Below are 24539 nucleotides of genomic sequence, written 5' to 3' on the forward strand. Positions count from 1 at the left end.
GCTCATGACCGCGTTCGTTCCTGACGGTTTCGTGCCGCCGACCTCGTTCGTCATTGGTAAGAAGTGGTCCCACCCGGGCAGCGGTACCTGCGCGGCTGATCATCAGGGTGCGGCCGTGTGCCGCAGGACGTGATCGTCCAGACGCTGCAGGTCGCCCGCTCGAACAACCGAGTGTTCGACACGGCTCGCCGACCTCGAAGCACAGTTCCTCGTCGGCGAAGGCAACCCGCTCTGAGTCCGACTGCCGACAGGGCGGCTCGGCTCGGCGCCGACACACTCCGCGCTCCACTTCGATGCAGAGGGTCGACGCCGCTAGCGTCCTACACATGGACAGGATCGTCGTCATCGGTTGCGGCGGCTCGGGCAAGACCTACCTGGCCGCCCAGGTCGCGGCCATCCTCGACCTGCCGCTGACCCACCTGGACGGCATCTATTACGACGCTGATTGAGACGAGTTGGACCAGCAGAAGTTCGCCGAAGCGGCGGAAGTCGGGATCGCGGAACGGGGTCGGCGCGGGGAGCTCGGTCGCGGTGGCGGGCGATGGGCGATGGGCGGGAAGCTCCCAGATCGGCATGTTCCCACCCTGCCAGCCCAGCCGGCCACGGCCCGGTCCACGCCGATCCCACAGCGCCTTCTGGGCCGAGGGACACGAGTGAATCGTCATGCCGTCCCCTTGACGAGTTTTGCGGCTCACCGCCTCTTTCGCCACCGATCAGCGCGCGGACTCGGCGACCGTCTTGATCCGCTGCACCCAGTCGCGCAGACCCGCGTCAAGAGCGGCCTGTTTTCCCGGGACATCGGCGTCGACCGGAGGACCCGCCCAGGACTCCTCGGTGGTGACCAGCACTCCGCCCCGGACCGGCTTGAAGGTCCAGAGGTGGACGTCGTCGATCCCGTTCACCGGGGCGGCCCACGCGAGGCACCGGAACGGTCTGACCTTGGTCACCGTCGAGGTGACCTTCCTGTTCTGCGGGGACCCCTCGAACACCGACCCCGTACGACAACGCCGACTGCGGCAAGGCACTGGGCAACGCCGCGGCGGTGACCGGCAGGATCGCCGGGGACCTTCCCTGGAAGTAGTGGTTAGCGCCCTGGGAAAGCCGTACGCCGCTTTGGTCAGTTGGGAGGACCCGCGGCAATTGGCTTGTGCGATGCCCGAAGGTGAATCCTTGCGAGTAGTTCACCCGCAGACTCAGCTGGCAGTTCATCCGGGATTCGGCCGGACTGGAACCGGTGCCCGTCTTCGCCCGGGGACCTGGCGGAGGTGGCGGTGCGCTTTTTTTGGGGGCTGTCGGGAGCCATCGCGACCGCGGATGCCCGAGCTGGACAACCCGATCCGTTCACCGTGATGCGGCTGATCGTCACCTGGTCCGGTGAGACCTCCGCCGGTGCCGCGGATCTGGGAATGGTTATTGCCGACAGGGCAATGGCACTGGCAGTCCGCACAGTGAAGGCACCCAACGCGTCCATCGTCCGACGCACTTCAGGTCTCTGGCTCCACCGGATGGACAGCCGGGTGCTGTAAGTCAGGCCATTGGGTCGACCAGGCCATCTCGGCGCGGGAAAGCAAGGCCGAGCGCAAGATGCGCGACGCGCTCGCTGAGCGCGGCAAGGCCGGGCGAGGATCGGCAGGTGTTGAACACGCGCCGATCACATACGCGTCATTGCCAGTAGGGGGACCCCGTGTCCTCGGCGGCGATCACGTCGGCGGTGCTCAGCGCCGTGACCAGGCGGGCCGGGCGTCACCGGAATCGCCGAGCGGGGCTGCGGCCAGCACCAGGCCGGCCGGGAAGTCGTGGGCCACGGCCCGAACCTGCCGGCCGCCGCCGGATGTACCGCTGCTGTACCGGCCCGACTTAGCCTCGCCGGACATGACGTTTCAGATTACCGAGGGGGCGCACGATGCGAGATAGCAGGGTCGACCTACGCCGGCTGCTGGGCCACGCCGCGGCGGGTGGGTTCATTACCGTCGCCTTCGGGCTCATCGGGGCAGGCGCCGCGCACGCCGGGCCGCGGATCGCCATCCCCGGTGACGAGGACGGCGCGGCCGGTGCGGCCGCGGTCCCAGGGATGATCGGCACACCCCAGCCGGTGGCGAAACCGGAACAGAATGACGGCGACAAAGCGAAGTCCGCGGGCTTCAAAGGCGCCGACGAGAGCGGCGCCCGCGAAGTCGTGCTCGGCAATGTGAGCGCGAAGGGCAAGGGCGCCGACAACAACTCCGGGGGCGATTCCGACAAGGGCTCCAACGACTCCGGAAAGAAAAACGACGATTCAGGCGGCCACGATTTCGAGAGGCCCGACGAGAGCGGCGCCCGCGAGGTCGTGCTCGGCAACGCGGGCACCAAGGACGACGAGGACGAATCCGGCGATCGGAAGAACGATTCCGGCGACCGGGGCGACGGGAATTCGAAGCGCGACGACGGCCGCGTTCGTGACCACATCGATTCCCCCGCCGACATCCTCTCGGACGACGAGGACGAACCTCCGCTGAGCAGTCCCGCCGCCATCCTGCGCGATCGATTCAATCGCGACGAAACCCGGGAAGCCACCGACGCCGCCCGAGCTCCGTCGAGGGCGGAACGCTCCGGCGGCGACGCGGGCGCCCTCGTCCACCGCCTCACCGGCGGCCCCAGCGACCACGGTTCGCCCGCCGGCTACGACGCCGACCACGTCGAGGACGTGCTGGCCGCGAACCCGGAGAACAAGTTCCCGCTCTACGGCAAGGAACCGGCCACCACCCACCACGCGACGAGCACCCATGAGGAACCCGCGCCCGACGACGTCCACGACCTGCTGGACTACCTGAGTTTGGCCCCGGTGGCTGGTGAGGTCGCCAATGCGGTGAACTCGGGGATCTACCTGGCCGAGGGCGACCCCGGCGCGGCGCTGCTGACGATGCCCGTGGTGGGCAAGGTCAAGGTGGTGCAGGGTGTCGGCGACGCGATCATGGGTTCGGAACCCGACATGGTGGTGGTCGAGGACGGCACGACCCGCTACCGACTGCCGGTGGTGACGACCCCGCTGCCGCCACCGACCGAGGCCGAGGTGGAACAGGAGGCGGGCGACTACGAGGCGAGCCAGCTCAAATCCGGGAGCTCACCCTACCTGCCCGGTAGCCGGCCACCCGCCGACGTCACCCCGGATCAGTTCGAGAAATACCTGGACGACTGGGTGGACCTGCGCCCGGCCCCGGAGAATTTCAAGGGCGGGCCCGTGGTGTGGCGGCGGATCCAGGCCGGGAACCTGTTCAACTGGATGCGCAGCGAATCCTACGACTACAACGAGGTCCGGACCGAACGCCGGAAGTACATCGATTCCTACAACCCGGATGAGAAGATCGTCGAACGGAAGTACACCAATATCCAGAACGTCCTGCCGAGCACCGTGAACGGCTATCTCGGCGCCACCGCGAGCAAGTATCAGATCGGCGACATCGTCAGCAGCACCAAGGAGAACCAGGCCAAGGAACGCCGAAACGCCACCACGACCACCCCGAAACCGATCGTCGGCCGACCGATCGGCGGCAGACACACCCTGGAAGTGCCCGAACAGGACCTGACCAAGGTGCCCGCAGTGGTGCGCGCCCGGGCGAAGGTTCTGCACATCGACATCTGCGACACCGGCGGCGAATGCCTGTACGCCGTCCCGAAATGAACCGTTCGGCCCGGACCGGCGGATCCGGTCTGGGCCCGGGCTCAGGCGCCCGCGCCCTCGGCCCCTTCACAGCGACCAGCCTTGACCGCCTGGCCATTGCCGGTCAATCAGGGTGAGGTCCTGAGGACGGGCGGGTGGTCCGAGGCGTACTGAGCGAGTGTGGCGCCGGTGGTGTGGTGGCCGGTCCGGGCGGGGTACAGGGAGGGCGTCGATGCGCCGCAGATGAGCGCTGATCTTTCGATGCGGGCGAGCCGCGCTGCCCCTCGCCGGGACCATCCGGGCGCACTGCTCTCTCGTACCGGGCCCGATGACGGGCGCCGATTTCGACAGCGTGGCGCCAGACCAGCACCCGGCTGTGAAGCATGCCAGGCAATCGCCTGTCCTGGAGGATGGCGTGAGTGCGGATGCGTTCTCACGACAAGCGCTTCTTCCCGGGCCGGCCGCTGCAGTTCCTCGCGGGTCAAGGCCCGCTTGGCCGGCTCGGCCTACATGTCGGCCGCGTGCGCCGTGCTATCGCGCTCTAACATTCCGTGGCCGAATAGGCGCGGCGGGCACCCGCCTGGTCGCTCCCCTGCGGTGCAGCGTCTGCGCGCTTAACGGGTTGGAAGTTGGGGCTCGACGGCTTGCGCGATGGAGAACGCGTCCGCGCAGGCCTGGTCTGTGCTTCCTTGGGTGCCCAAGGTTAACGACACCATCGCCCGAGCCTTCGCGGTGACCTCGAGCAAAACGAGGCAGGTCGCCTCGTCGCCATCGATTTCCCGCACTTGGCGGATACGGCGCCCGTTGATTTTGCCGTCATGCGCCTTGCCGGGGTCGGCATCGAGATAATTAATCCCTTGCCTGTCGTCAAGGTTCAACGAGGTCGCCGAGCCGAACTTGCTGGCGCTACAGCCGTTGGCGCTGCCGACGTTGTCGGCCTTGCCTGGGGGAAATCCACGACCCTGCAGTGCCTTGTCCAACACCGCGCAGGCCTTGAGGTCGTGGGAGCCCTGAGGCGACCCTGTGACCTCTGAGGAGGCTGGCGCCTCCTGCCGGGTCGACACCGGCTGCGCCTGTCCTCCTTGCACGCTTGAACACCCGGCCAGAAAGGCCACTGCCGACACTATGACACCGACTGCTGTGGCAGCCCCCACAATAGTTTCCCCTCACTCTTTCGCGGTCGCAGGCCGCGGCGCGCCGAGCGTCACTCGGATTGCCGCTGACGTGGACGTACCACCTCAGGCTGAGGGAGTATGGCCACCGGGTGACCCGCTTCCGCTCGCCTTCCGCAGTTCTGCATCGCGAGCGTAGTCCTCATACGGTGACAGCATAAGGGTGCGTTTCGAGTGCCATGCTGTTCTGATGCGTCATCCACGCGTCACGTTCCTGTCGGCAACGCGCGATCAAATCAGCCGCATTTTCTTTGATCGATGCGCATTCCCAGCAACAGCCCCCAGGAGGACCGCTCTCCCTCGCGAGATGGTCCCGGACATCGTCGGCCGAGACGACTCCGTCGCGGATCTGGTCCAGCAGCCAGAGAACGACCGGAAGTTCAATCGACCAGTCATCGCGATCGGGTTCGACTTCTGGCCGCTCATGTTCTGGGTAGTGCGTGCCGCGCTATCTGGCCCGCCGAGGATGTGCCGCGCACCAGGATGGTGGTGTCCGAGTCCCTGGTAAAGAGTCGCGAACTGGTAATGCTGCTCTCCCACCGCTATGTGCATGTAGTGCGTCCGCATGCTTCCTACGGTAGTGCCTAGTGTCCTGAGTCGTTGATTCGTTGACAGTATCGGGCGAGGTTGTCGAGGATCTCGTCGGCGGTCTTGGTCCAGACGAAGGGTTTCGGGTCGTCGTTCCAGGCGTCGATCCAGGCTTCGACATCGGCTTCGAGTTCGGCGATACCGCGGTGGGCGCTGCGGCGGAGTTTGCGGTTGGTCAGCTCGGCGAACCAGCGCTCGACCAGGTTGAGCCAGGACGATCCGGTCGGGGTGAAGTGCAGGTGGAACCGGGGATGGCGGACCAGCCAGGTCTTGATCTCCGGGGTCTTGTGGGTGGCGTAGTTGTCGCACACCAGGTGCAGATCCACATCGGGCGGGGTGTCGGCGTCGATGGTCTTGAGGAACCGCAGGAACTCCTGGTGGCGGTGGCGGCGCTGGTGCCGGCCGATGACTTTGCCTGTGGCGACGTCCAGGGCGGCGAACAGGCTGGTGGTGCCGTGCCGGACGTAGTCGTGCGTGCGGCGGGCCGGAGTGGTGGGCATGATCGGCAGCGTCGGGGCGGTGCGGTCCAGCGCCTGCATCCCGGACTTCTCGTCCACGCACAGGACGAGCCCCTTGGCGGGCGGGTCGAGGTAGAGACCGACGACGTCACGGACCTTGTCGATGAACAGCGGATCGGTGGACAGCTTCCAAGTCTGCACCAGGTGTGGTTTGAGCTCGAAGGCCCGCCAGATCCGGGAGATCGCAGTCTGCGACATGCCGGTGGCCCGCGCCATCGACCGGGTCGACCAGTGCGAGTCGTTGCTGGGCGGCGCCTGTTCGAGTGTCGTCACCACGACGTGCTCGACCTGGGCATCGGTGATCTTCCTCGCGGCGCCGGGCCGAGGCTCGTCGGACAATCCGTCCAGGCGGTGCTCGACGAACCGGCGCCGCCACTTGTTCACCGTCGGCGGCGACACACCCAACCGCCGCACCACGTCCATATTGGACACCCTCGGCGCACGCCAGCACGATCCGCGACCGCAACGCCAACGCCTGCGCCGTCGACCGACGACGCACCCACCCCTCCAGCGTCCGACGCTCGATCTCAGTCAACACCAACTCGGGTAACGCCGGTCCACGACGAGCCATCGCAACAACCTACAACGAATCAACGACTCAGGACACTAGGACGCTGTTCTTCCTCCCGGGGCGGCCGAGCACCGCCGCCCGTGGTTTACAGAGATGCTTGTCGCGCCGTCCGGGACGATCGCGACGACTACGGCCGGATCGCGGGTGAAGGCTAGAGTGCTTTCTCCTGCGCCGGAGCCGATAATGCCGCGTGGGCGGGATCTCTGAGAGTCCTCCAGGCTCCAGATTCGAGCGCCACCAGGCGCCGCCGTGGCGACCAATCTCCCGTCGGCGCTGAGCGCGACTGAGGTAGGTGCCACGCTGGGTTCACCCGGCGTCGCGGGCAGGTCGACCTGGTTCAGTTGGGTCAGGGTCCCGTCCGGCTCTGGCCGGAAGAGCACTGCCATGCCGCCGAGCGACTGGGCTGACGCGGCAAAAGCCACCGGCAACCGCGTATGCCGGGCTGAACGGGCGTCCTTGTTCACCGTGCTCCTGTGCCGAGCAGATCGGCTATCTTCCAGAGGCGAAGCCCTCTGTCCGCGCCGCCCCCAGCCAGCAGGTCCTGCCGTCGTGGCTGAAGGCGGCGCCGCCGGTGCCTGCGACGGTCAGGGTTTCGCGAGCGCGGGTGGGCTGTCGGGCGGAAAGTTCGACCCGACAGCAGCGATGGTGATCCCGATCTGGCCGGAGACGGCGACGTGACGGCCATCCGAGCTTACCGCAAGTTGCCCGTGCCGAAGACAGCTCGGCCAATACCCCCGTCGTCGGCCCCAACACGATGAGGCAGAGGGTAAAGTCTTCGATCATGTCACGAATGTCGCGCCTTGCGCTCGGCGTCATCTGTCTCGCGCTCCTGTGCCCGTTGACAGCATGTGAGAGTCCGGTCTCCGGCGGAGTAGCGGCCGACGGGCAGCGCACTGAGCAACCGACCATCCCTCTCCATGAGACCTGCAACCTCAAAGGCAATCCGTGGGCATGGACAGCCCCCACTGCCATCGGGGACATCGTCGAAACCGGGCGCTCGGAAACCGGCTCCGGCACGTACGTCTCCTACGGGTCCGGCTCCGCGGTCTTCACCGTGTCAGAGAGGGAAGCCGTGCTGTCCTCTGCTGCGCCGGAAACCGATACCGATCTGACTGCGAGCGAATACCAGAGCGCGAAGGAAAAAATCGTCAAATCGGGCAGGAGTCCGGAGGTTCGGGACGGGCAGGACTACAACATCCCGGCGACCGAGAACAACCGGGTGGCCTTCAAGACCATCGACAGCCGCGATACGCAACTCGAGCATGCCCGGGTTACCAGAACAGCCGTCAGGGTCTGTAACGGTCAGGCGTTGACACTCGACTACACCGACACAGACAAGACGTGGTCGGAACAAACGTGGCAGCGGTTCGTCGGCGCTCTCACACTCGGTGTCAACGAGGTTGAGGGTGGCGGCGAGACCTACGTGACGCACGACGTATACGGGTACTACCGCGTCTGCAATGGAGTCCCGGTCATCAACGCCGCCGGTCTTGACATGTCCAAAAAGCCATTGAAGACGGCCCCTCTGGCAACCTATGAGAACCTGGACCCTGCTCGCGCCAACAACGCGCATTGGACGAGGACCAGCCTGGAATACGGCCCGTACAGTGCGGAGTCATCCGAGTACGCGCAGGTCGCCGTCGTGGCCTGCTTCACGGCGGTCGCCGGCACCGAGAAGCAGGTCAGCACCTGCGAGGTGGCCCAGCACGACGGCCGATCCGTGTTGGCGCCCTACTATCACGTCGACTACGAGCTGACGTTCTACGAAGCAAAGACCGCGAAGAAGCTCGACGCCGGAGAAAAACGAGTGCCGGGGACAAAGGATGATTGCCATACCGACCCGCACCTGAACCCGAACGACCCCAAGATTTACTCCTTTCCCGACAGGAATGCAGCGAGCGAAGCGGTGGAAGCGTTCGCCGGATAACCGACATGAAGACCGCTGGTGCGCCGCCGTCTCGGCGGCGTCCCACCGCCGCTCGATCTCGTCAGCTTCGCGCGGAGACCGTGGCGTGGATGGACGCCTGTGCGAGGGTCACGGCCGTCCATGGGTCTGCTGGTCGCGAGCCCATGTTCGTTGAATTCCAGCTAGTAGCGTGTCGCTGCTTAGTGTTGGTGGGTGTGGCTGGGAGGCTGTTGTCCGGCGGGTCCTGCATCCCGCCGGACGAGGATGGCTGTGGTGTCGGAGATGAAGCGGCCGGTCACATTGACCGCGCGGGATCGTGAAGAGCTGCGTCGACTGACCGTCACGGGTGTGCATCCGGCGTCGGCGATCAGGCGGGCTCGGGTGCTGCTCGCGTTGGACACTTCGGTGGGCGAGCCTGATCCGAAGGAGGTGATCGCGGCCCGGCTCGAGGTCTCGGGCGAGATGCTGCGGCTGGTCGCGAAGCGGTTCGCTGAGACCGGCGGTGATGTCCACGCCACGATCTCGCGCAGGAAACGGGACCTTCCGCCGGTGCCGTCTCCGGTGACCGGTGAGGTCGAGGCCCGGCTGATCGCGCTGGCGTGCTCGCAGCCGCCGGCCGGGCATGCCCGGTGGTCGTTGCGGCTGCTGGAAAAACACGTCGAACTCACCGAGGACATCCCGAACCTGGACCACTCGACCATCGGCCGGGTCCTAAAAAAACGGAACTGCGCCCTCATCTGAGAAAGTGCTGGAACATCCCGCCACGGGCAAACGCGGAGTTCGCGGCCCGCATGGAAGACGTGCTGGCCGTCTATGCCCGGCCGCACAACCCCGCCCGCCCGGTCGTGTGCATGGACGAGAAGCCCTTCCAGCTACTCGGCCAGGTCCGCGACCCGTCACCGGCCCGGCCGGGCCGCGATGCCCGTGAGGACAGCGAATATGTCCGGTGCGGCACCTGTTCGATCTTCGTGTGGACCGAGCCCCTGCAAGGGTGGCGCCGTGTCTGCGCCCTGGCCCAGCGAACCAAAATCGACTGGGCCAGGCAAGTCAAACAACTCCTGACCGTGGACTACCCCGACGCCGAGACCGTGGTGCTGGTCATGGACAACCTCGGGCACCCACAGCATCGCCTCGCTCTACGAGGCCTTCGAACCCGACGAGGCCTTCGCCCTGGCCCAGCGCCTGCAGATCCACCACACCCCCAAACACGGATCCTGGCTCAACATCGCCGAGATCGAACTCTCCGCACTCAGTCGCCAGTGCCTCGACCGCCGCATCAGCGACATCGACACCCTCAACACCGAACTCGCCGCCTGGCAACACGCCATCAACGCCGAGCAACGCCAAATCCGCTGGCAGTTCACCACCGACAACGCACGCGTCAAACTCCGCCACCTCTACCCCACGAGTTAGCCGCGACACTCTACTAGCCGCAGTGGCGCTCGCTTCGCTCGCCCGGCAGTGCGTTGCAACCTGGGACTGCCCGCGGGCGGGCTCCGCGTCATCCAGCTCGTCCGATAGGGCACCCGGCGTGTCGCCACGCCGCTGCGGCATCACCATCGTCGGTTTGCTCTTCTGCAGCAGGCGACAGGGGTAAGCCGCTCGTCGAGAGGTCGCGATCGGACGAGCCGCTACGCCGGAGGGAGCTGCGGGTCGGCGCGGCGACCTCGCGAGAGCTGGTGAGAGTAGTTTCCAGTCCGGGCGCGGGACGCGCAGTTCGATGATCGAGCGTTCGAGCCGGTCGCGGTGCTGGCTGGTGACGGTGGCGAGCAGGCCGGCCTTAAGTGACGTGCCCTTGCCGTAGCCGCGTCGAGGTCCGCTGACCTGTTCCCAGAGTGCGGCGAACGGCATGTCGTGCAGGCCCGCCAGCCGGGCCAGATAGGAGACGGCGAGTTCGTTGCGGGCGGGCCGGACGGTGATCGGCAGGCGAGAGGTCACCGGGCGCGGGCCTTGCGTGCGGCGGGCGTGCGCTGGCCAGAGGTGCGTTGGGCAGGGCGTTGCGGTGCGCGGGTGGCGGCGAAGTCGACCGGGACGAGGTCGAGCAGGTCGCGGGTGAGGTGTTCGCTGCCGTCGTCGATGGCCAGGATCGCGCCGCCGCGAACGAGCTGGGAGAGGCTGCCGATCATGCCGCCGGTGCGGTCATAGAGGTAGTCGGCCAGGCCGACGAGCGTGCCGTCGGCGTGCTGCTGCAAGCGCAGCGTGGACTCCAGCGTGGCGACCAGCGCGCGCCAGGCTTCGCGTTGCTTGGTGCTGCCGTAGGAGAACGGCGTGGAGCCGATCAGCGTGAACCGCCCGGCGATCTGCCGTCCCCGGACCTAGGCAGTCTGGCAACGTGCCGCGATCGAGCGCGAACGCGCGGTGAGGCAGTTGTTGGACGGTCCACTGTGTGTTCAGCCGGTCTGAGCAGCTTGGATCACGCCCTGGATAGCCTGTCCGATGCGGTTGGCGGCGTGGTCGGGGTCGGGTTGGCCGGTGTCGAGCCAGGCGATGACGGCTTCGAGGGTGAGGGTGGGGATCAGTCGTGCTGCCCAGTCCTGCCAGGGGCCGTCCGGGATCGCGTCGGCGAGATGGCGGTAGGCGATTTCGGTCGAGGCCAACCGGATCCGGTCGATCACATCGCGGAACTCTGACTCCCTGACCGCATGGCGGAACAGCAGCCGGAATCCTTCAGGGTCGGCCGCGGCGGCGCGTAGCAGCGCGGGAATGCTGCCCTCGTCGTAGGTCTCGGTCCCGACGGCGTCGCCGAGTCGGGTGCAGGCGCGGTCCAGCACCGCTCGGTACAGGTCGTTCTTCGACGCGAAGTGCCGGTAGAGGATCACATGCGTGACGCCGGCCTCCGCTGCGATGTCGTCGAGGCCGGTGGCGGTGAACCCGGTGCGGGCGAACGCGCGGGTGGCCGCGTCGAGGATCTGCTCGCGCCGCTCCGCGCGGGGCATACGCCGGACACGCTCGGGCTGGCTTTCCGACGCGGGCTGCGTGGATTGCCGGGCGGCTGCCATCGCACCAACCTCCTCTTGTTAAAGACAGACTATACAAGTACGTTGTTGAAGTAATCTTGTACAAGTGGTGTGTAATGATGGAGGTCGCGATGAGCGCTCCGGTTCAGTTGCCGTTCGAGCAGGTAGATCCGTTGCGGGTGGCGCCCCGGCTGCGTGAGTTGCAGTCCCAGGGTCCGGTTCACCGGGTTCGCACTGCCGTGGGTGATGAGGCATGGCTGGTCACCGGTCATGCGCAGGTGCGGCGGCTGCTGGACGACGACCGGCTGGGCCGCGCCCATCCGGCGCCGGAGACCGCGGCGCGGACCGGGGAGTCGGCGTTGTTCGGCGGACCGCTGGGCAACTTCGCCACCGAGAAGAGCGACCACACCCGGATGCGGTCGCTGCTGCAGCCGCACTTCTCGCCCAAGCACCTGCGTGCCCTGCGCCCCAGGGTCGAGGCCCTGACCGCGCTACTGCTGGACGAGTTGGCCGAGCAGGGGCCTGTCGCGGACCTGCACACCGCGGTGGCGGTGCCGCTGCCGATCCTGGTGATCTGCGAACTGCTCGGCGTGCCCTACGAGGACCGTGACCAGTTCCGCGCCTGGACCGCCGACGCCGCCAACATCCGCGATCGCGCCCGCTCGGAACAGGGATTGGGTGAGCTGTTCGCGTACGGCCAGAAGCTGGTCGCCCGCAAGCGGACCGATCCCGGCGACGACGTCATCTCCCGACTGTGCGCGACCGAGGGCGTCTCCGACGTGGAGGCCGCGGGAATGTCCATGGCGTTGCTGTTCGCCGGGCACGAGACCACGGTGGTCCAGATCGGCCTTGGTGCACTGGCGTTGCTGATCAACCCAGACCAATGGCAGAGCTTGGTGAACGACCCGACCTTGGTGCCGAACGCGGTCGAGGAGATGCTGCGCGGGCCGGGCAAGGGCGGCGGTGGCATTCCCCGCTACGCCCGGACCGACCTGGAGATCGACGGCGTCCCTGTGCGGGCCGGCGAGTTAGTGCTGCTGGACAACGGTGCGGCCAACCACGACCCGGCCGTCTTCGCTGATCCGGACCGGGTGGACATCACCCGCTCGGCCGCCGCGCACCTGACCTTCGGGCACGGCGCCCGCTACTGCATCGGCGCACCGCTGGCCCGCATCGAGCTGCAGGTGGTGTTCTCCCAACTCGCTGCACGGTTCCCGACGTTGCGGCTGGCCGTCGGCGTGGAGGAATTGACCATGCGGCGCGACGTGCTGACCGGCGGCCTGACCGCACTCCCGGTGCAGTGGTGGCCGCATGACAGCACGCCATCCGGCTGGACGATCTATCCAGCCCGAAGCAGCTTCGACCGATATCGATTCGAGCTTTGACTGACCGGGTCGGTCAGTTATCGATGCCATGCCCAAGGTTCGGTCGGCGGAGTTCTTCCCGCGCCTGGTTTCGGCGGCGGCCGAAACATTCATCGCGCAGGGTTTCCAACGCACGCAGATGCAGGATGTCGCGGACCTGTTGGGGGTGGCGAAGGGCACCGTGTACGGATACGTGGAGAGCAGGTCCGCGTTGCTGTCCGCCGCGGTGCGCTACGCCGACGGTGTGGAATCGCTGCCCGAGTTGGCCGAGTTGCCAGTGCCGACCCCCGTGGCGGGCGAAGTGGCGACATTGGTGGCCGATCGGCTCTGCGGTGAGGTGGCCCAACTGCGGCTGGTGAAGGCGGTGGCCGGGCGCCGGCGGGTGTCGCTCGCCGAGGAGCTCACCTAGATTGTCACCGATCTGTATCGGCGGCTGGCGCGGCATCGGTGAGTATCAAGTTAGTCGACCGGTGCGCGCCGGAGCTGCCGGATCTCGGCGAGGTGTGGTTCGGGGTTGGCCGGGCAGGACAGGTCTCCGTGCTGACCGACTATCTGACGCGCCGCGCGGCCAGCCGAGCACTGCGTCTGCTGGGCCAGCGCCTGTTGTGGCCCGGACGATCTTGGAGACCTGCATGTTGTGGGCGGTGCACCTGCACTGGGACCCCGCCGGGTGACCGCGAACAACCGCCACCGGAGGTCGTGGCCGCCACGCTGGCCGGGCTGCTCACCCACGGACTGGTATCGACGAAGGGACAAGGCGATGGGCAAGGCAATGAGCGTTGACCGTTTACGGGAGAAATGGGATAAGTACGCGCCGCGGTATGACCGTGATATCGGGTTCTTCGAGTGGGTGCAGTTCGGTGGCGGCCGGGAGTGGGTGTGCTCGCAGGCCCACGGCGATGTGCTGGACGTGGCGGTGGGCACCGGCCTGAACCTGGCGTTCTACCCGGACGCGGTCCGGTTGACCGGGATCGACTTCAGCCCCGCCATGCTGAAGCTCGCCCGCACTCGCGCAGCCGAGCTGGGCCGCGAGATCGACCTGCGCGAGGGCGACGCGCAGGCGTTGCCGTTCCCGGACGCCTCGTTCGACACCGTGGTGTGCACCCTCGGGCTGTGCGGCTTCCCCGACGAGCGGGCAGCGATCATCGAGATGCACCGGGTCCTACGTCCCAACGGGACGCTGCTGCTGCTCGACCACGTCGGTAGCCACCACCGGCTAATCCGGGCTGGGCAATGGTTGCTGGAGAAGCTGACCGTGCGGATGCTGGGCGACTACCAAACCCGTCGCCCGCTGCCGCTGGTCGAGGAGGCCGGTTTGATCATCCAACGACAGGAGCGGCTCAAGGCCGGCACGGTGGAGCGGGTCGCGGCCGTCAAGCCAGCAGCGGAGAGTAGCTAGCCGTCAAGAATGGTTGCCGCAGCAGGGATTGCTCGATCGAGTGGGCGGTCAGCTCCAGCGCGCGGCGCTCGACGGCCTGGGCCTGCGCGAAGTGGTCGAGCTCGCGCAGCGGCTCGGCGCGGGTGGCGTGGTAGCGGTGACAATGGTCTATCGAGCCATCCGATGTGGACAGTTCACTCAGGAGACGACTGGCACATGCCCGATTCGACACCGCGCCCGAAATCTTGGTCAGGTTGCGACCGGTAGGTCGGCCAAGCGCCATTCGAGCATCCCGTCGGCCAACCGGCGAGCCGGGCGGCCGGCGGCGATGAGCAGGCGGACCGCGTCGTGGGCGAACACGCAGTAGGCACCACGGCAATAGGCGACGATCTCCTGATCGAGGGGGAGTTCAGCCAAGCGCTCGGCGAGGTCCTCCAGCGGAATCGACACCGCGCCGGGGATGTGCCCGGCGGCGTATTCCTCGCGCGGACGCACGTCGATCACGGTGGCGCCGCCCGAACGGACCCGTCGCAGCAACTCCTCGCGGGTGACCTCCTCGGTCTCTGACCCGAGATAGGCGGCGCGTGCGGCCTCCACGTCGGCGAGGTGCTCGACTGCCACGGCCTGGACGAGCGCGTACAGCGCGGCAACGTCATCCCCGGCAAGCCGGTAGTAGATCTTGGTGCCGTCACGACGGGTCGTCACCAAGTTGGCCTGCTTGAGGGTCTGCAGGTGCGCCGAGGCCGTGGTCAGCCCGAGTTCGGCGGCCCGTGCCAGCGACTCGACCGTGCGCTCACCCTGTGCCAGCAGGTCCAACAACTCCAGCCGTTTGCCGCTGCCCAGCGCCTTGCCCACGCGGGCGAACTGGTCGAACAACGCCGTCTTCGCGCCTCGATCACCCATGGTTCTCCAATCATCCTTGGAATAGTGTAGAACAGAACTCATGCGGGGACCCAACCCGTCCGCGAAGCCATGGAGGTGCCAGGTGAGCACGGTCGACATCGTCCCGCTCGTCGACGAGGGACTGGGCAATTCCGCCTACCTGCTCGACCTCGGCGATGGCCGGGCGATGGTGGTCGACGTCAGCCTCGACCTGCGGGAGTCCTCGCGCCTCGCCCGACGCCGCGGGTTGACGGTGGCGTTCGCCGCCGACACCCATCTGCACGCCGACTTCCTTTCCGGCGCCCGCCAGCTATCCGCGACCGAGGGCACACAGGTGCTCGCCTCGGCCGCTGGACACCGCGAGTTCACCCACAGCGGGCTGAGCGACGGTGACGAGGTCGACCTCGGCGGGCTGCGGCTGCGCGCACTGGGCACGCCAGGCCACACCCACGAGCATCTGTCGTTCCTGCTGCTCGACGGCGACAAGCCGATCGGGGTGTTCACCGGCGGCTCGCTGCTCGTCGGCGCGGCGGCCCGCACCGACCTCGTCTCACCCGAGCAGACCGAGGCGCTGGCCCGCGCCCAGTACGCCTCACTGCGGCGGCTTGCCGCACTGCCGGACGACGTGGCGGTGTGGCCCACCCACGGCGCCGGCTCGTTCTGCTCCGCCCCACCCGGCACCGAACGCACCAGCACCATCGGCCGAGAGAAGGCCACCAACCCGCTGCTGCGTGCGGCCGACGAGGACACCTTCGTCACCACGCTGCTCGGCTCGCTGGGCAGCTTCCCGCCGTACTTCCTGCGCCTGGGCGAGATCAACCGCCGCGGCCCCGCCGTGCTCGACCAGCCACCGGCCCTCGCGCCGCTCAGCGCCGCCGAGGTGCGGGCCCTGCTGGCGCAGGGCGCGGTGGCGGTCGACGTGCGGCCGGTCGCCGACTTCGCCGCCGCCCACATACCGGGCGCGGTGTCCATCCCGCTGCGGCCGGTGTTCGCGTCCTGGCTGGGATGGCTGGCCCCACACGACCAGCCGCTGATCATCGTGCGCCGACCTGATCAGGACCCGGCGGAGATCGCGTGGCAGGCCGCCAAGGTCGGCTACAGCAACCTCGCCGGAGACCTCACCGGCGGTCTGGACGCCTGGACCGCCGCCGAACACCCCACCACCAGCACCAGGCTCGTGCGACCCGACCAGGTCGACGCGCCGGTCCTCGACATCCGCCAGGAGCCGGAGTTCGCCGCCGGGCACCTGCCCGGCGCCCAGCACATCGAGCTGGGCGAGCTGGGCGATCACGCGCACGACGTGCCCGGCGAACCGCTGGTGGTGATGTGCGGACACGGGGAGCGAGCAATGAGCGCGGCCAGCGTGCTCGAACGCGCCGGCCACCGCGAACTCGCCGTGCTCACCGGCGGCCCCGACGACTGGGCCACCGTCACCGGCCACCAGCTGGAGACCGGCACATGAGCCGCGCCATCGGAAAACCGCGGCTGGGGATCCGCGCCAACCTCGCCCAGTTCAGCCTGCTCGTCGCCGTCAACGCACTGGTCGGCGGCGTACTCGGGCAGGAACGCACCGTGCTGTCCCCGCTGGCCGAGCAGACCTTTCACCTGACCGGCTACACGTTCCTGCTGACCTACGTGCTGGCCTTCGGCGCCACCAAAGCCGCCACCAACTACTTCGCGGGCACGTGGTCGGACCGGTTCGGCCGTAAACCCGTGCTCGTAGCCGGATGGCTGATCGCGATCCCGGTGCCGCTGATGCTGATCTGGGCACCCTCGTGGGGCTGGGTCGTGGCCGCCAACGTCCTGCTCGGGGTCAACCAGGGGCTGACCTGGTCCACCACCGTGATCATGAAGATCGACCTCGCGGGCCCGTTCCGCCGCGGCTTGGCGATGGGCCTGAACGAGGCCGCCGGCTACCTCGCGGTCGCGGTCACCGCCGTGGCCACCGGCTACCTCGCCGCCCGCTACGGGCTGCGGCCCGCGCCGTTCCTACTCGGCCTGTCCTACGTTGCGCTCGGCCTCGGGCTGTCCGTGCTAGTGGTCCGCGAGACCCGCGAGCACGCCCGCGTGGAAGCCGCCCAGCACACCACCCGCGCCGACGGCCGCCACGACCACCTGCACTCCGAACTGACCAACAGGCAGGTCTTCGCCCACGCCAGCGTGCGCGAACCCGCCCTGTCCGCAGCCAGCCAGGCCGGGATGGTCAACAACCTCAACGACGGCCTCGCATGGGGACTGTTCCCGATCCTGTTCACCGCAGCCGGGCTGTCGGTCGCCCGGATCGGGATCCTCGCCGCGCTCTACCCGGCCGTGTGGGGCCTGGGCCAACTCCTCACCGGTCCGCTGTCGGACCGGTGGGGCCGCAAACACCTCATCACCACCGGCATGCTCGTCCAAGCCGCCGCACTCGGCCTCATCGCACTGGCCGACACATTCACCCTCTGGGCGGTGGCCGCGGTGCTGCTGGGCGCGGGAACCGCGATGGTCTACCCGACGCTGCTGGCCACCATCGGCGACGTGGCCCACCCCGCGTGGCGGGCCCGCGCGGTCGGGGTCTACCGGCTCTGGCGCGACGGCGGGTTCGCCGTCGGCGCCCTGCTCTCCGGGATCGTCGCCGACCTCTGGGGCATCCGCGCCGCCGTGTGGGTGGTCGCCGCGATCACCGCCGCCTCCGGTCTGATCGTCGCGGCACGCATGTACGAGACACACCCGCGCGACCAGCGCGCTGAATCCGTTCCACTACAAGGGAAAGACGCGCCGTGACCATTCCTGGTGGACTTGCCGAGGGCCCGATCTACCTCGACTACAACGCCACCACGCCCGTCGATCCCGCAGTCGTCGAGGCGGTGCTGCCGTACCTGACCGGCGGATTCGGCAACCCCTCCAGCGACCACCACTACGGCACCGCGCCCCGCGCGGCACTGGAGCACGCCCGTGAGCAGGTCGCCGCCCTGATCGGCGCGCCAGGCGGACGAGTCGTGTTCACCGGCTCCGGCTCCGAGGCCGACAACCTCGCTATCCGCGGTGTGGTCTTGGCCGCCGGGACCGACCGGCCGCACGTGATCACCCAGACCACCGAACACCCCGCCGTCCTGCAGGTATGCCAGGCGCTGCGGCGCTGGCATGGCGCCGAGGTGACCTACCTGCCCGTCGACACCGATGGGCTGGTCGTCCCGGCCGCACTGGCCGCCGCGTTCACCGACTGCACCGTGCTGGTGTCGATCATGGCCGCCAACAACGAAACCGGTGCCCTGCAACCGATCGCCGAACTGGCCCGCATCACCCACGACCATGGTGCGGTGTTTCACTGCGACGCCGCCCAAACCGTCGGGAAGATCCCGCTCGACGTGACCGCCCTCGACGTGGACCTGCTCACCGTGGTCGGGCACAAAATGTACGCCCCCAAAGGCATCGCAGCCCTCTACATGCGACCCGGCCTCGTGCTGGAGCCCTTGATATACGGCGGCGGACAGGAACACGGCCTGCGCGCCGGCACCGAGAACGTCGCCCTCGCCGTAGCGCTGGGCACCGCCGCCGACCTTGCCACCGCCGACCTCGCGGCAGGAGGCCACCAGCGCATCCAGACGCTGCGCGACCGGCTCCACGACCAGCTCGCCGCGCGACTACCTGACCGGGTGGAACTCAACGGACCCGTGGCAGCGCGGCTGCCGAACACGCTCAACATCAGCATCCGCGGCGTGACCGGACACGAACTGCTCGCCGCGACACCGGGGATCGCCGCGTCGACCGGCTCCGCGTGCCACGCCGGTGACCACCAACCCTCACCGGTACTGACCGCGATGGGCCTCGACACCGAACGGAGCCTGTCCGCGTTGCGGCTGTCCCTCGGCCGCTGGAGCACCCCCGCCGACATCGACCGCGCCATCGACCTGATCACAACCACGACAGGAAGCAGGGATTGATGAGCGACCCGAAGGCGAACACCCCGCCCGAACAGCGACCCGGCCTGTCCACCCGGTGCGTGCACGCCGGAGACGTCCGCGACCCGCAAGGCGCCATCCACCCGCCGCTCTACGGGCACTCCACCTTCGCCTTCGACTCCACCGCCGACCTGCTCGACGTCGTCGAAGGCCGACGCGAGGGCAACCTCTACACCCGCTACGGCCTCAACCCCACCATCCGCTCCCTGGAACGCAAACTCGCTGACCTCGAAGACGCCGAGACCGCGCTCGCGTTCGGATCCGGCATGGCCGCCGAAGCCGCGACCTTCCTGTCCCACATCAAGACCGGCGAGCACATCGTGTGCCTGGGCGACGTCTACGGCGGCACATTCGAACTACTCGGCGAGAACCTGCCCCGGCTCGGAATCGAGACCACCTTCCTCACCGCCGGCGAAGCCGACCAGTTCCCGGACGTACTCACCGACCGCACGCGGATCGTGTTCTTCGAAACCCCGTCCAACCCCAACCTCGACATCTTTGACATCGCCGCGATCACCGGCCACGCCCACAAAGCCGGGGCCCTGGTCGTGGTGGACAACACCTTCGCCACCCCGGTCAACCAAAACCCGCTCCACCACGGCGCCGACCTGGTCATCCACTCCGACACCAAATACCTCGGCGGCCACAGCGACCTCACCGCCGGAGCCGTCGCCGGCCCCGCCGAACTGCTCGCCCCGATCGCCGCGTGGCGCAAGAACCTCGGCCAAGTCATCGCCCCCGAGATCGCATCACTGCTCGCCCGCAGCATCCGCACCCTCGTCGTCCGGGTCCGTGCCCAGAACACCACCGCCACCGCCGTCGCCGCATACCTGGCCGAGCACCCCCGCGTGACCAAGGTCAACTACCCCGGCCTGGCCACCGGCGATCAGGCCACCATCGTCAAAACCCAGATGCGCGGCCACGGCGGCATGCTCAGCTTCCTCGTCGACGGTGACGCCAACGCCAACGCCAACGCCACCGCGGCCGCGGCCGCGGTCGACCGGCTACGTGTGTTCAGCATCGCCGCCAGCCTCGGCGGCGCGGAAAGCCTTGTCACGCAACCCGTTACCACCACTCACCACGGCCTCGATCCCGCCGACCGATCCCGCCGCGGCATCGCCGACAGCATGGTCCGCCTCTCCGTCGGACTCGAAGACGCCGACGACCTCGTCGCGGACCTGGACCAAGCTCTGACGCTCTCGACCGGTACAGTCTGATCGCCCGAGTTCAGCAGAGATGACCGCCACCAGCACGAGCCCGGTGGCCATCATGCGTCCTGTTATCAGCCCATCCCTGAGATGCCACCGGGGAGCACTGTCAGCTTGCCGACTAGCTCCGGTGCAGCTGTTGTCATCTGGTGTGGGCTGTCGTCCGTTCGATGTGGGCTGCGCTCGGCACACTCGCCATCGGCAGCCTGCTCGGCACCCGCGCGGCCCTCTGGGGCGTCGCCGCCCTTTTCCTTCTGTACGGGGTCGTCCTGTTCGCCAGCCCACTGCGTTCGATGCGCGATCTCCCGGCCGCGGCAAAGCCGCGAACCGGGCCCGGTTGACACAGCGCCACCCCACTCCTGAATACTACGGCTCGTAGTCCTACGTCACGTAGTAGAAATGGGGTGGACGGTGCTCGACCTGTTCGCCGACGGCCTGACCTTTCTGGCCCTCGGCGCCGCGGCCTGGGCGGTGCTGCTGATGGTGCTCAACCGGCCCGTGCTGGCCGGGCACCCGCTCAGCGCGGGCCTGCTCGTCGCCGTCGGCCTGCTCGAACTCGGCCTGCTCGCGCGGGCGGTAGCCGGCGGCATCCTCCTGGCGAGCACGGAGCGCACGCTCGACACGTTCTCGTTCCTGGCTTACCTGGCCGGCCCGGTGCTCATCGTGCCGCTGGCCACCGCGTGGTCGATGGCCGAACGCTCCCGCTGGGGTCCCGGCGTACTGGTGGTCGGCTGCCTCGCGATCCCGGTGATGGCCGTGCGCCTGCAGCAGATCTGGGCCAGGCATGGCTGACACCCGGTCCGGGCCGGGCCGGTTACTCATCGCCGTGTACGCGATCTTCGCGATCGCGGCGTGCTCCCGGTCGATGGTCCAACTGCTCACGCGGTTCGACCGCGCACCACTGGCCTATCTGCTCTCGGTGGCTGCCGCGGTGGTCTACCTGATCGCCACCGCCTGCCTGGCCCGGGGCAGCGGCGCTTCCCGCGTGATCGCCCGCGCCGCCTGCCTCATCGAACTCGCCGGAGTCCTTACCGCCGGGACCTTCAGTGTCGTTGTGCCGCACTGGTTTCCCGACGCCACGGTCTGGTCCCACTTCGGTTCCGGCTACCTGTTCATCCCGCTCGTCCTGCCCATCGCCGGCTTGTGGTGGCTGCACCACACCGCTCAGCCCACTGTGGAGCAGCCGTGAACATCGCGGCCACGAGCAACGCACTCTTTCTCAGCGCAGCCGGGATCTACACCCTGGCCGCCCTGCTGTCCGCCGCCGAATACAGCCTCACTCGGTACCCCGCCCGGACCCGCGGCACCGGCCGGATCGCCTTCGCCGAACGGGACCTCGCCGACCGGTTCGGCCGCCTCGGCGTGGCGATCACCGTGCTGGGCGCGCTGCTGCACCTCGGCTCGATCGTGCTGCGCGGCGTCGCCACCGCGCGCCCGCCCTGGGGCAACATGTTCGAGTACATCTCCGTCGTCGGCTTCATCGCGGTCACCGCGTGGCTCTACGTCATCGCCAAGCACCGGATCCGCCGCGCCGCGGTGTTCGTGCTCCTGCCCACCGCGCTGTTGCTGTTCCTCGCTGGAAACCTGCTCTACGCCGAAGTCGCCCCGCTGCAACCGTCGCTGCGCTCGTACTGGATCGTCGTCCACGTCTTCGCTGCGATCATGGCCAGCGGGGTGTTCCTCGTCTCCGGTATCGCCAGCGCCCTGCACCTCGTCGCGATCCACCGTCCGGCTCGTCGGCTGCCACCCCCGATCGATCTGGACAAGGTCGCCTACCGCACCGGCGTTTTCGGCTTCCTCACCATGACCGTCGCGGTCCTCGCCGGCGCAGTCTGGGCCGAAGCCGCCTGGGGCCGCTACTGGGGCTGGGACCCGAAGGAGACCACCGCGTTCATCTCGTGGATCTGCTACGCCGCCTACCTCCACGCCCGCTCCACCGCAGGCTGGCGCCACCGCCGCGCCGCCTGGGTCAACGTCATCGGCCTGCTCGCCGTGCTGTTCAACCTCTTCTTCGTCAACCTCGTCGCCTCCGGACTGCACTCCTACACCGGAATCGAGTAATCAAGCGCACGTCGTACTGGGCTACGTCAGCCTCTGGCAGCGCCGGAAGTGAAAAAATCCAGAGCGCCAACACTCCAGTCGAAGCAGCCGTAGGCGCTGGTAGAGGCACTCTTCGGCCGAGAGTTCGCACGATCTGGGCGAGACCACCGAAGTCCGGTGTGGTGATCGCACCGGTTTCCGTTGCCAGCGCGGGTAAAGCCCGCCGTTCGGTCGGATCGTTCGCCGTCCGCGCCCACCGGCCCTCCTCGCGAGCCGCATCAGCTCGGCGTGGCTGCTCCGTTGTCGTCCGGGGTGCCAGCGGTGTGTCATTGAGGAAATGAGGCGCCACCAGCACCAGGCCCGCGATTCGATCGGGATGCGCTGCGGCGTAACGTAGTGCTGGGGCCGCGGCGACCGAATGCGCGACCAGGATCGGCCTGCTCCGGGCTGGAGCGAGCATCTCGCCGAGCCAGTCCTCCGGCTTGCCCGTGGTCGGGGCCGACCGGCCCAGCCCTGGCGGATCAGTCACCAGCACCGACCCGGGCACGCCCTGCTCTGCTTGGCTGGTGAACGGAATTCCATGCAGTAGTACGACTTCCGGTGTGCTCCGATCTCCTGCGACGTAGGTCAGGTCGAGCACCGTGGCCAGATAGAGCCAGCCCGCCTCGGTGTGCAGGTAGGTGATGTCCCCGACCAGGCGCTGCGGCGCCGTCGCGTGGATCTGCAAGAACAGTTCCGCCGAACACCTCATCGCGGTGCTGCACGGCGTCTGCGCCGGTGAAGCCCACTTCCCGCCGGATCTGCTCGGGGTCGGTGCTGCCCCAGCTGCGTGCCGACGGCCTGCGCGGGCACAAATCCGTCTCCGCTCGACCTGCTGCCCACGCGCGAGCACGACGTGCTGCTCGGCATGGTCGAGGGCAAACGAAGCCCCCAGATCGCCGTGCCTCGCGTTTCCGGCCGTGACCGGAAGAGGCGGGGCACGGGTGATCACTGTGCACCACGCACCTGGTGGAGGAGACCGGCGCGGGCCAGACCAACGTGTCCAACCACCTCAAGCTGCTGCGGGAGGCCGGTCTGGTCACCACCGAGCCGTGTGGCCGCTACACCTACTACACGCTGCGACCCGCGGTCCTGCGCACCTTGGGTGCGACGTTCACCGCACTCGCCGACACCGCCGAAGCCAACGTCGAGAGCAAGAGGGCCTGTCCGTGACCCAGACCGCCGAACCGGACGTGCTGCGAAAACTGTCCTTCCTGGACCGCTTCCTGCCGGTGTGGATCATCGCCGCCATGGGCGCCGGGCTCCTGCTCGGCACCGTCGTGCCCGGCCTGCAAGGGGTACTGGAGGCGGTGAAGATCGGCAGCGTCTCCGTGCCGATCGCCCTCGGGCTGCTGCTGATGATGTACCCGGTCCTGGCCAAGGTGCGCTATGACCGTCTCGACACCGTCACCCGCGACCGCAAGACCCTCGTGCTGTCGCTGGTGCTGAACTGGCTCATCGGCCCGGCGCTGATGTTCGCCCTGGCCTGGCTGCTGCTGCCCGACCTGCCCGAGTACCGCACCGGACTGATCATCGTCGGCCTCGCGCGCTGCATCGCCATGGTGATCATCTGGAACGACCTGGCCTGCGGCGACCGCGAAGCCGCCGCCGTGCTGGTCGCGCTGAACTCGGTGTTCCAGGTGCTCATGTTCGGCGTGCTGGGCTGGTTCTACCTCGACCTGCTCCCCGGCTGGCTCGGGCTGCACAGCGAAGCCGTGCAGTTCTCGTTCTGGGAGATCGTGCTCAACGTCGTGGTCTTCCTGGGCATCCCGCTGCTGGCCGGTTACCTGACCCGCCGCTTCGGCGAGAAGACCAAGGGCCGCACCTGGTACGAGGGCAAATTCCTGCCCCGCATCGGCCCGGTCGCGTTGTACGGCCTGTTGTTCACCATCGTCGTGCTCTTCGCACTGCAGGGCGAAACCATCACCTCCCAGCCCCTCGACGTGGTCCGCATCGCCCTGCCGCTGCTGGTGTACTTCGCCGTGATGTGGGCGGGCTCGTACGCGCTCGGCAAAGCGGCCGGGCTGAGCTACGAGCGCACCACCACGCTCGCGTTCACCGCCGCGGGCAACAACTTCGAACTCGCCATCGCCGTCGCCATCGGCGTCTTCGGCGTGACGTCCGGACAGGCGCTGGCCGGGGTGGTGGGTCCGCTGATCGAGGTGCCCATGCTCGTCGCGCTGGTCTACGTCAGCCTCTGGCTGCGCAAACGCTGGGTAGGCGACATCTCAGCCACGAAAGCTGGATAGTGCGGGCTACCGACGACATGCCGAGGCGCTGCCGTCGGAGCCAGCCTGAACTAACCAACAGGCCAAACCGTGCCCAGAAGTCCACTTCG

28 protein-coding genes and 3 pseudogenes are annotated in these 24539 nt (G+C 68.0%); 21 read left to right on the plus strand and 10 right to left on the minus strand.

Annotation, left to right across the window (positions count from 1 at the left end; translation table 11 throughout):
- Window positions 1–4 precede the first annotated feature (4 nt).
- Together L3Q67_RS32820 and L3Q67_RS32825 are read left to right on the plus strand one after the other, a co-directional pair.
- Window positions 5–133, plus strand: a complete 129-nt coding sequence (locus tag L3Q67_RS32820) for a hypothetical protein (RefSeq protein ID WP_499185303.1) — start codon at window positions 5–7, stop codon at window positions 131–133.
- A 193-nt stretch (window positions 134–326) separates the two neighbouring features.
- Entirely contained in the window at window positions 327–449 is a 123-nt protein-coding gene (locus L3Q67_RS32825) for a hypothetical protein (RefSeq protein ID WP_499185304.1), read from the plus strand.
- A gap of 264 nt (window positions 450–713) precedes the next feature.
- Here L3Q67_RS32825 and L3Q67_RS32830 read toward each other — a convergent pair whose 3' ends face one another.
- Together L3Q67_RS32830 and L3Q67_RS32835 are read right to left on the minus strand one after the other, a co-directional pair.
- A complete protein-coding gene (locus L3Q67_RS32830) occupies window positions 714–947 on the minus strand; it encodes an SRPBCC family protein (protein WP_499191803.1) in 234 nt (77 codons plus the stop codon).
- 175 nt (window positions 948–1122) lie between these two features.
- Window positions 1123–1209 (minus strand): annotated as a pseudogene (locus L3Q67_RS32835) (hypothetical protein); the annotation flags it as partial.
- Between the two features lie 56 nt (window positions 1210–1265).
- On the opposite strand from L3Q67_RS32835, the gene L3Q67_RS32840 reads away from it, so the two are divergent.
- On the plus strand, window positions 1266–1526 hold the full coding sequence (locus tag L3Q67_RS32840) for a hypothetical protein (protein ID WP_499185305.1): 261 nt from the start codon (window positions 1266–1268) through the stop codon (window positions 1524–1526).
- Window positions 1527–1715: 189 nt separating this feature from the next.
- On the opposite strand, the gene L3Q67_RS32845 is transcribed toward L3Q67_RS32840, so the two are convergent.
- Window positions 1716–1874, minus strand: coding sequence for a hypothetical protein (locus L3Q67_RS32845; RefSeq protein ID WP_499185306.1), 159 nt, complete (start codon window positions 1872–1874; stop codon window positions 1716–1718).
- 29 nt (window positions 1875–1903) lie between these two features.
- Between L3Q67_RS32845 and L3Q67_RS32850 the strand changes: the two genes are divergently transcribed.
- Window positions 1904–3658, plus strand: coding sequence for a hypothetical protein (locus L3Q67_RS32850; RefSeq protein ID WP_499185307.1), 1755 nt, complete (start codon window positions 1904–1906; stop codon window positions 3656–3658).
- Between the two features lie 593 nt (window positions 3659–4251).
- Here L3Q67_RS32850 and L3Q67_RS32855 read toward each other — a convergent pair.
- Both L3Q67_RS32855 and L3Q67_RS32860 read right to left on the minus strand, forming a co-directional pair.
- Window positions 4252–4752, minus strand: a complete 501-nt coding sequence (locus L3Q67_RS32855) for a DUF3558 domain-containing protein (RefSeq protein WP_499185308.1) — start codon at window positions 4750–4752, stop codon at window positions 4252–4254.
- A gap of 641 nt (window positions 4753–5393) precedes the next feature.
- Window positions 5394–6486 (minus strand): annotated as a pseudogene (locus L3Q67_RS32860) (IS630 family transposase).
- A 549-nt stretch (window positions 6487–7035) separates the two neighbouring features.
- Here L3Q67_RS32860 and L3Q67_RS32865 point away from each other — a divergent pair.
- The 5 genes and pseudogenes from L3Q67_RS32865 (at window position 7036) to L3Q67_RS32885 (ending at window position 9805) form a co-directional block, all read left to right on the plus strand.
- Window positions 7036–7164: a hypothetical protein gene (locus tag L3Q67_RS32865; protein ID WP_499185309.1), complete on the plus strand. Its 129-nt coding sequence runs from the start codon at window positions 7036–7038 to the stop codon at window positions 7162–7164.
- Window positions 7165–7267: 103 nt separating this feature from the next.
- Window positions 7268–8413, plus strand: coding sequence for a hypothetical protein (locus tag L3Q67_RS32870; RefSeq protein ID WP_499185310.1), 1146 nt, complete (start codon window positions 7268–7270; stop codon window positions 8411–8413).
- Window positions 8414–8674: 261 nt separating this feature from the next.
- On the plus strand, window positions 8675–9133 hold the full coding sequence (locus tag L3Q67_RS32875; RefSeq protein ID WP_499191698.1) for a helix-turn-helix domain-containing protein: 459 nt from the start codon (window positions 8675–8677) through the stop codon (window positions 9131–9133).
- 110 nt (window positions 9134–9243) lie between these two features.
- Window positions 9244–9447 (plus strand): annotated as a pseudogene (locus L3Q67_RS32880) (hypothetical protein); the annotation flags it as partial.
- Window positions 9448–9562: 115 nt separating this feature from the next.
- Window positions 9563–9805, plus strand: a complete 243-nt coding sequence (locus L3Q67_RS32885; protein ID WP_499191699.1) for a hypothetical protein — start codon at window positions 9563–9565, stop codon at window positions 9803–9805.
- A gap of 521 nt (window positions 9806–10326) precedes the next feature.
- On the opposite strand, the gene L3Q67_RS32890 is transcribed toward L3Q67_RS32885, so the two are convergent.
- Window positions 10327–10584: a hypothetical protein gene (locus L3Q67_RS32890; protein ID WP_499185311.1), complete on the minus strand. Its 258-nt coding sequence runs from the start codon at window positions 10582–10584 to the stop codon at window positions 10327–10329.
- A 198-nt stretch (window positions 10585–10782) separates the two neighbouring features.
- Window positions 10783–11391, minus strand: a complete 609-nt coding sequence (locus L3Q67_RS32895; RefSeq protein ID WP_499185312.1) for a TetR/AcrR family transcriptional regulator — start codon at window positions 11389–11391, stop codon at window positions 10783–10785.
- Between the two features lie 89 nt (window positions 11392–11480).
- Between L3Q67_RS32895 and L3Q67_RS32900 the strand changes: the two genes are divergently transcribed.
- The 3 genes from L3Q67_RS32900 (at window position 11481) to L3Q67_RS32910 (ending at window position 14112) form a co-directional block, all read left to right on the plus strand.
- Window positions 11481–12734, plus strand: coding sequence for a cytochrome P450 family protein (locus L3Q67_RS32900; protein WP_499185313.1), 1254 nt, complete (start codon window positions 11481–11483; stop codon window positions 12732–12734).
- A gap of 28 nt (window positions 12735–12762) precedes the next feature.
- Entirely contained in the window at window positions 12763–13122 is a 360-nt protein-coding gene (locus L3Q67_RS32905; RefSeq protein WP_499185314.1) for a helix-turn-helix domain-containing protein, read from the plus strand.
- Window positions 13123–13473: 351 nt separating this feature from the next.
- Window positions 13474–14112, plus strand: a complete 639-nt coding sequence (locus L3Q67_RS32910) for a class I SAM-dependent methyltransferase (protein WP_499185315.1) — start codon at window positions 13474–13476, stop codon at window positions 14110–14112.
- Here the strand turns inward: L3Q67_RS32910 and L3Q67_RS32915 are convergent.
- Both L3Q67_RS32915 and L3Q67_RS32920 read right to left on the minus strand, forming a co-directional pair.
- Window positions 14087–14374, minus strand: coding sequence for a hypothetical protein (locus L3Q67_RS32915; RefSeq protein ID WP_499185316.1), 288 nt, complete (start codon window positions 14372–14374; stop codon window positions 14087–14089). The genes L3Q67_RS32910 and L3Q67_RS32915 overlap by 26 nt on opposite strands.
- Window positions 14341–14994: an ArsR/SmtB family transcription factor gene (locus tag L3Q67_RS32920; protein WP_499185317.1), complete on the minus strand. Its 654-nt coding sequence runs from the start codon at window positions 14992–14994 to the stop codon at window positions 14341–14343. The genes L3Q67_RS32915 and L3Q67_RS32920 overlap by 34 nt, the downstream gene beginning before the upstream one ends.
- 82 nt (window positions 14995–15076) lie before the next feature.
- Between L3Q67_RS32920 and L3Q67_RS32925 the strand changes: the two genes are divergently transcribed.
- The 7 genes from L3Q67_RS32925 to ccsB all read left to right on the plus strand — a co-directional run bounded on the left by L3Q67_RS32925 (window position 15077) and on the right by ccsB (window position 22183).
- Complete coding sequence (locus L3Q67_RS32925) at window positions 15077–16435, plus strand: MBL fold metallo-hydrolase (RefSeq protein WP_499185318.1); 1359 nt, start codon at window positions 15077–15079, stop codon at window positions 16433–16435.
- Entirely contained in the window at window positions 16432–17736 is a 1305-nt protein-coding gene (locus tag L3Q67_RS32930; RefSeq protein ID WP_499185319.1) for an MFS transporter, read from the plus strand. The genes L3Q67_RS32925 and L3Q67_RS32930 overlap by 4 nt, the downstream gene beginning before the upstream one ends.
- A complete protein-coding gene (locus tag L3Q67_RS32935; RefSeq protein WP_499185320.1) occupies window positions 17733–18896 on the plus strand; it encodes a cysteine desulfurase family protein in 1164 nt (387 codons plus the stop codon). The genes L3Q67_RS32930 and L3Q67_RS32935 overlap by 4 nt, the downstream gene beginning before the upstream one ends.
- The gene (locus L3Q67_RS32940) at window positions 18896–20131 is read left to right on the plus strand and encodes a trans-sulfuration enzyme family protein (RefSeq protein ID WP_499185321.1); all 1236 of its coding nucleotides are present in this window, start codon (window positions 18896–18898) and stop codon (window positions 20129–20131) included. The genes L3Q67_RS32935 and L3Q67_RS32940 overlap by 1 nt, the downstream gene beginning before the upstream one ends.
- Before the next feature lie 390 nt (window positions 20132–20521).
- On the plus strand, window positions 20522–20914 hold the full coding sequence (locus L3Q67_RS32945) for a hypothetical protein (protein ID WP_499185322.1): 393 nt from the start codon (window positions 20522–20524) through the stop codon (window positions 20912–20914).
- Complete coding sequence (locus L3Q67_RS32950) at window positions 20907–21311, plus strand: hypothetical protein (RefSeq protein WP_499185323.1); 405 nt, start codon at window positions 20907–20909, stop codon at window positions 21309–21311. Before L3Q67_RS32945 ends, L3Q67_RS32950 begins: the two co-directional genes overlap by 8 nt.
- Window positions 21308–22183 (plus strand): cytochrome C assembly family protein, encoded by an 876-nt coding sequence (gene ccsB, locus L3Q67_RS32955; RefSeq protein WP_499185324.1) that lies wholly within the window; start codon window positions 21308–21310, stop codon window positions 22181–22183. The genes L3Q67_RS32950 and ccsB overlap by 4 nt, the downstream gene beginning before the upstream one ends.
- Here the strand turns inward: ccsB and L3Q67_RS32960 are convergent.
- Window positions 22137–22802 (minus strand): alpha/beta fold hydrolase, encoded by a 666-nt coding sequence (locus tag L3Q67_RS32960; RefSeq protein ID WP_499191700.1) that lies wholly within the window; start codon window positions 22800–22802, stop codon window positions 22137–22139. The two genes, ccsB and L3Q67_RS32960, sit on opposite strands and share 47 nt — an antisense overlap.
- A 368-nt stretch (window positions 22803–23170) precedes the next feature.
- On the opposite strand from L3Q67_RS32960, the gene L3Q67_RS32965 reads away from it, so the two are divergent.
- Both L3Q67_RS32965 and arsB read left to right on the plus strand, forming a co-directional pair.
- Window positions 23171–23374: an ArsR/SmtB family transcription factor gene (locus tag L3Q67_RS32965; protein WP_499185325.1), complete on the plus strand. Its 204-nt coding sequence runs from the start codon at window positions 23171–23173 to the stop codon at window positions 23372–23374.
- Entirely contained in the window at window positions 23365–24450 is a 1086-nt protein-coding gene (gene arsB, locus L3Q67_RS32970) for an ACR3 family arsenite efflux transporter (RefSeq protein ID WP_499191701.1), read from the plus strand. Before L3Q67_RS32965 ends, arsB begins: the two co-directional genes overlap by 10 nt.
- Window positions 24451–24539: the final 89 nt, after the last annotated feature.

The organism is Saccharothrix sp. AJ9571, from assembly GCF_021725495.1.
Classification (GTDB): domain Bacteria; phylum Actinomycetota; class Actinomycetes; order Mycobacteriales; family Pseudonocardiaceae; genus Amycolatopsis; species Amycolatopsis magusensis.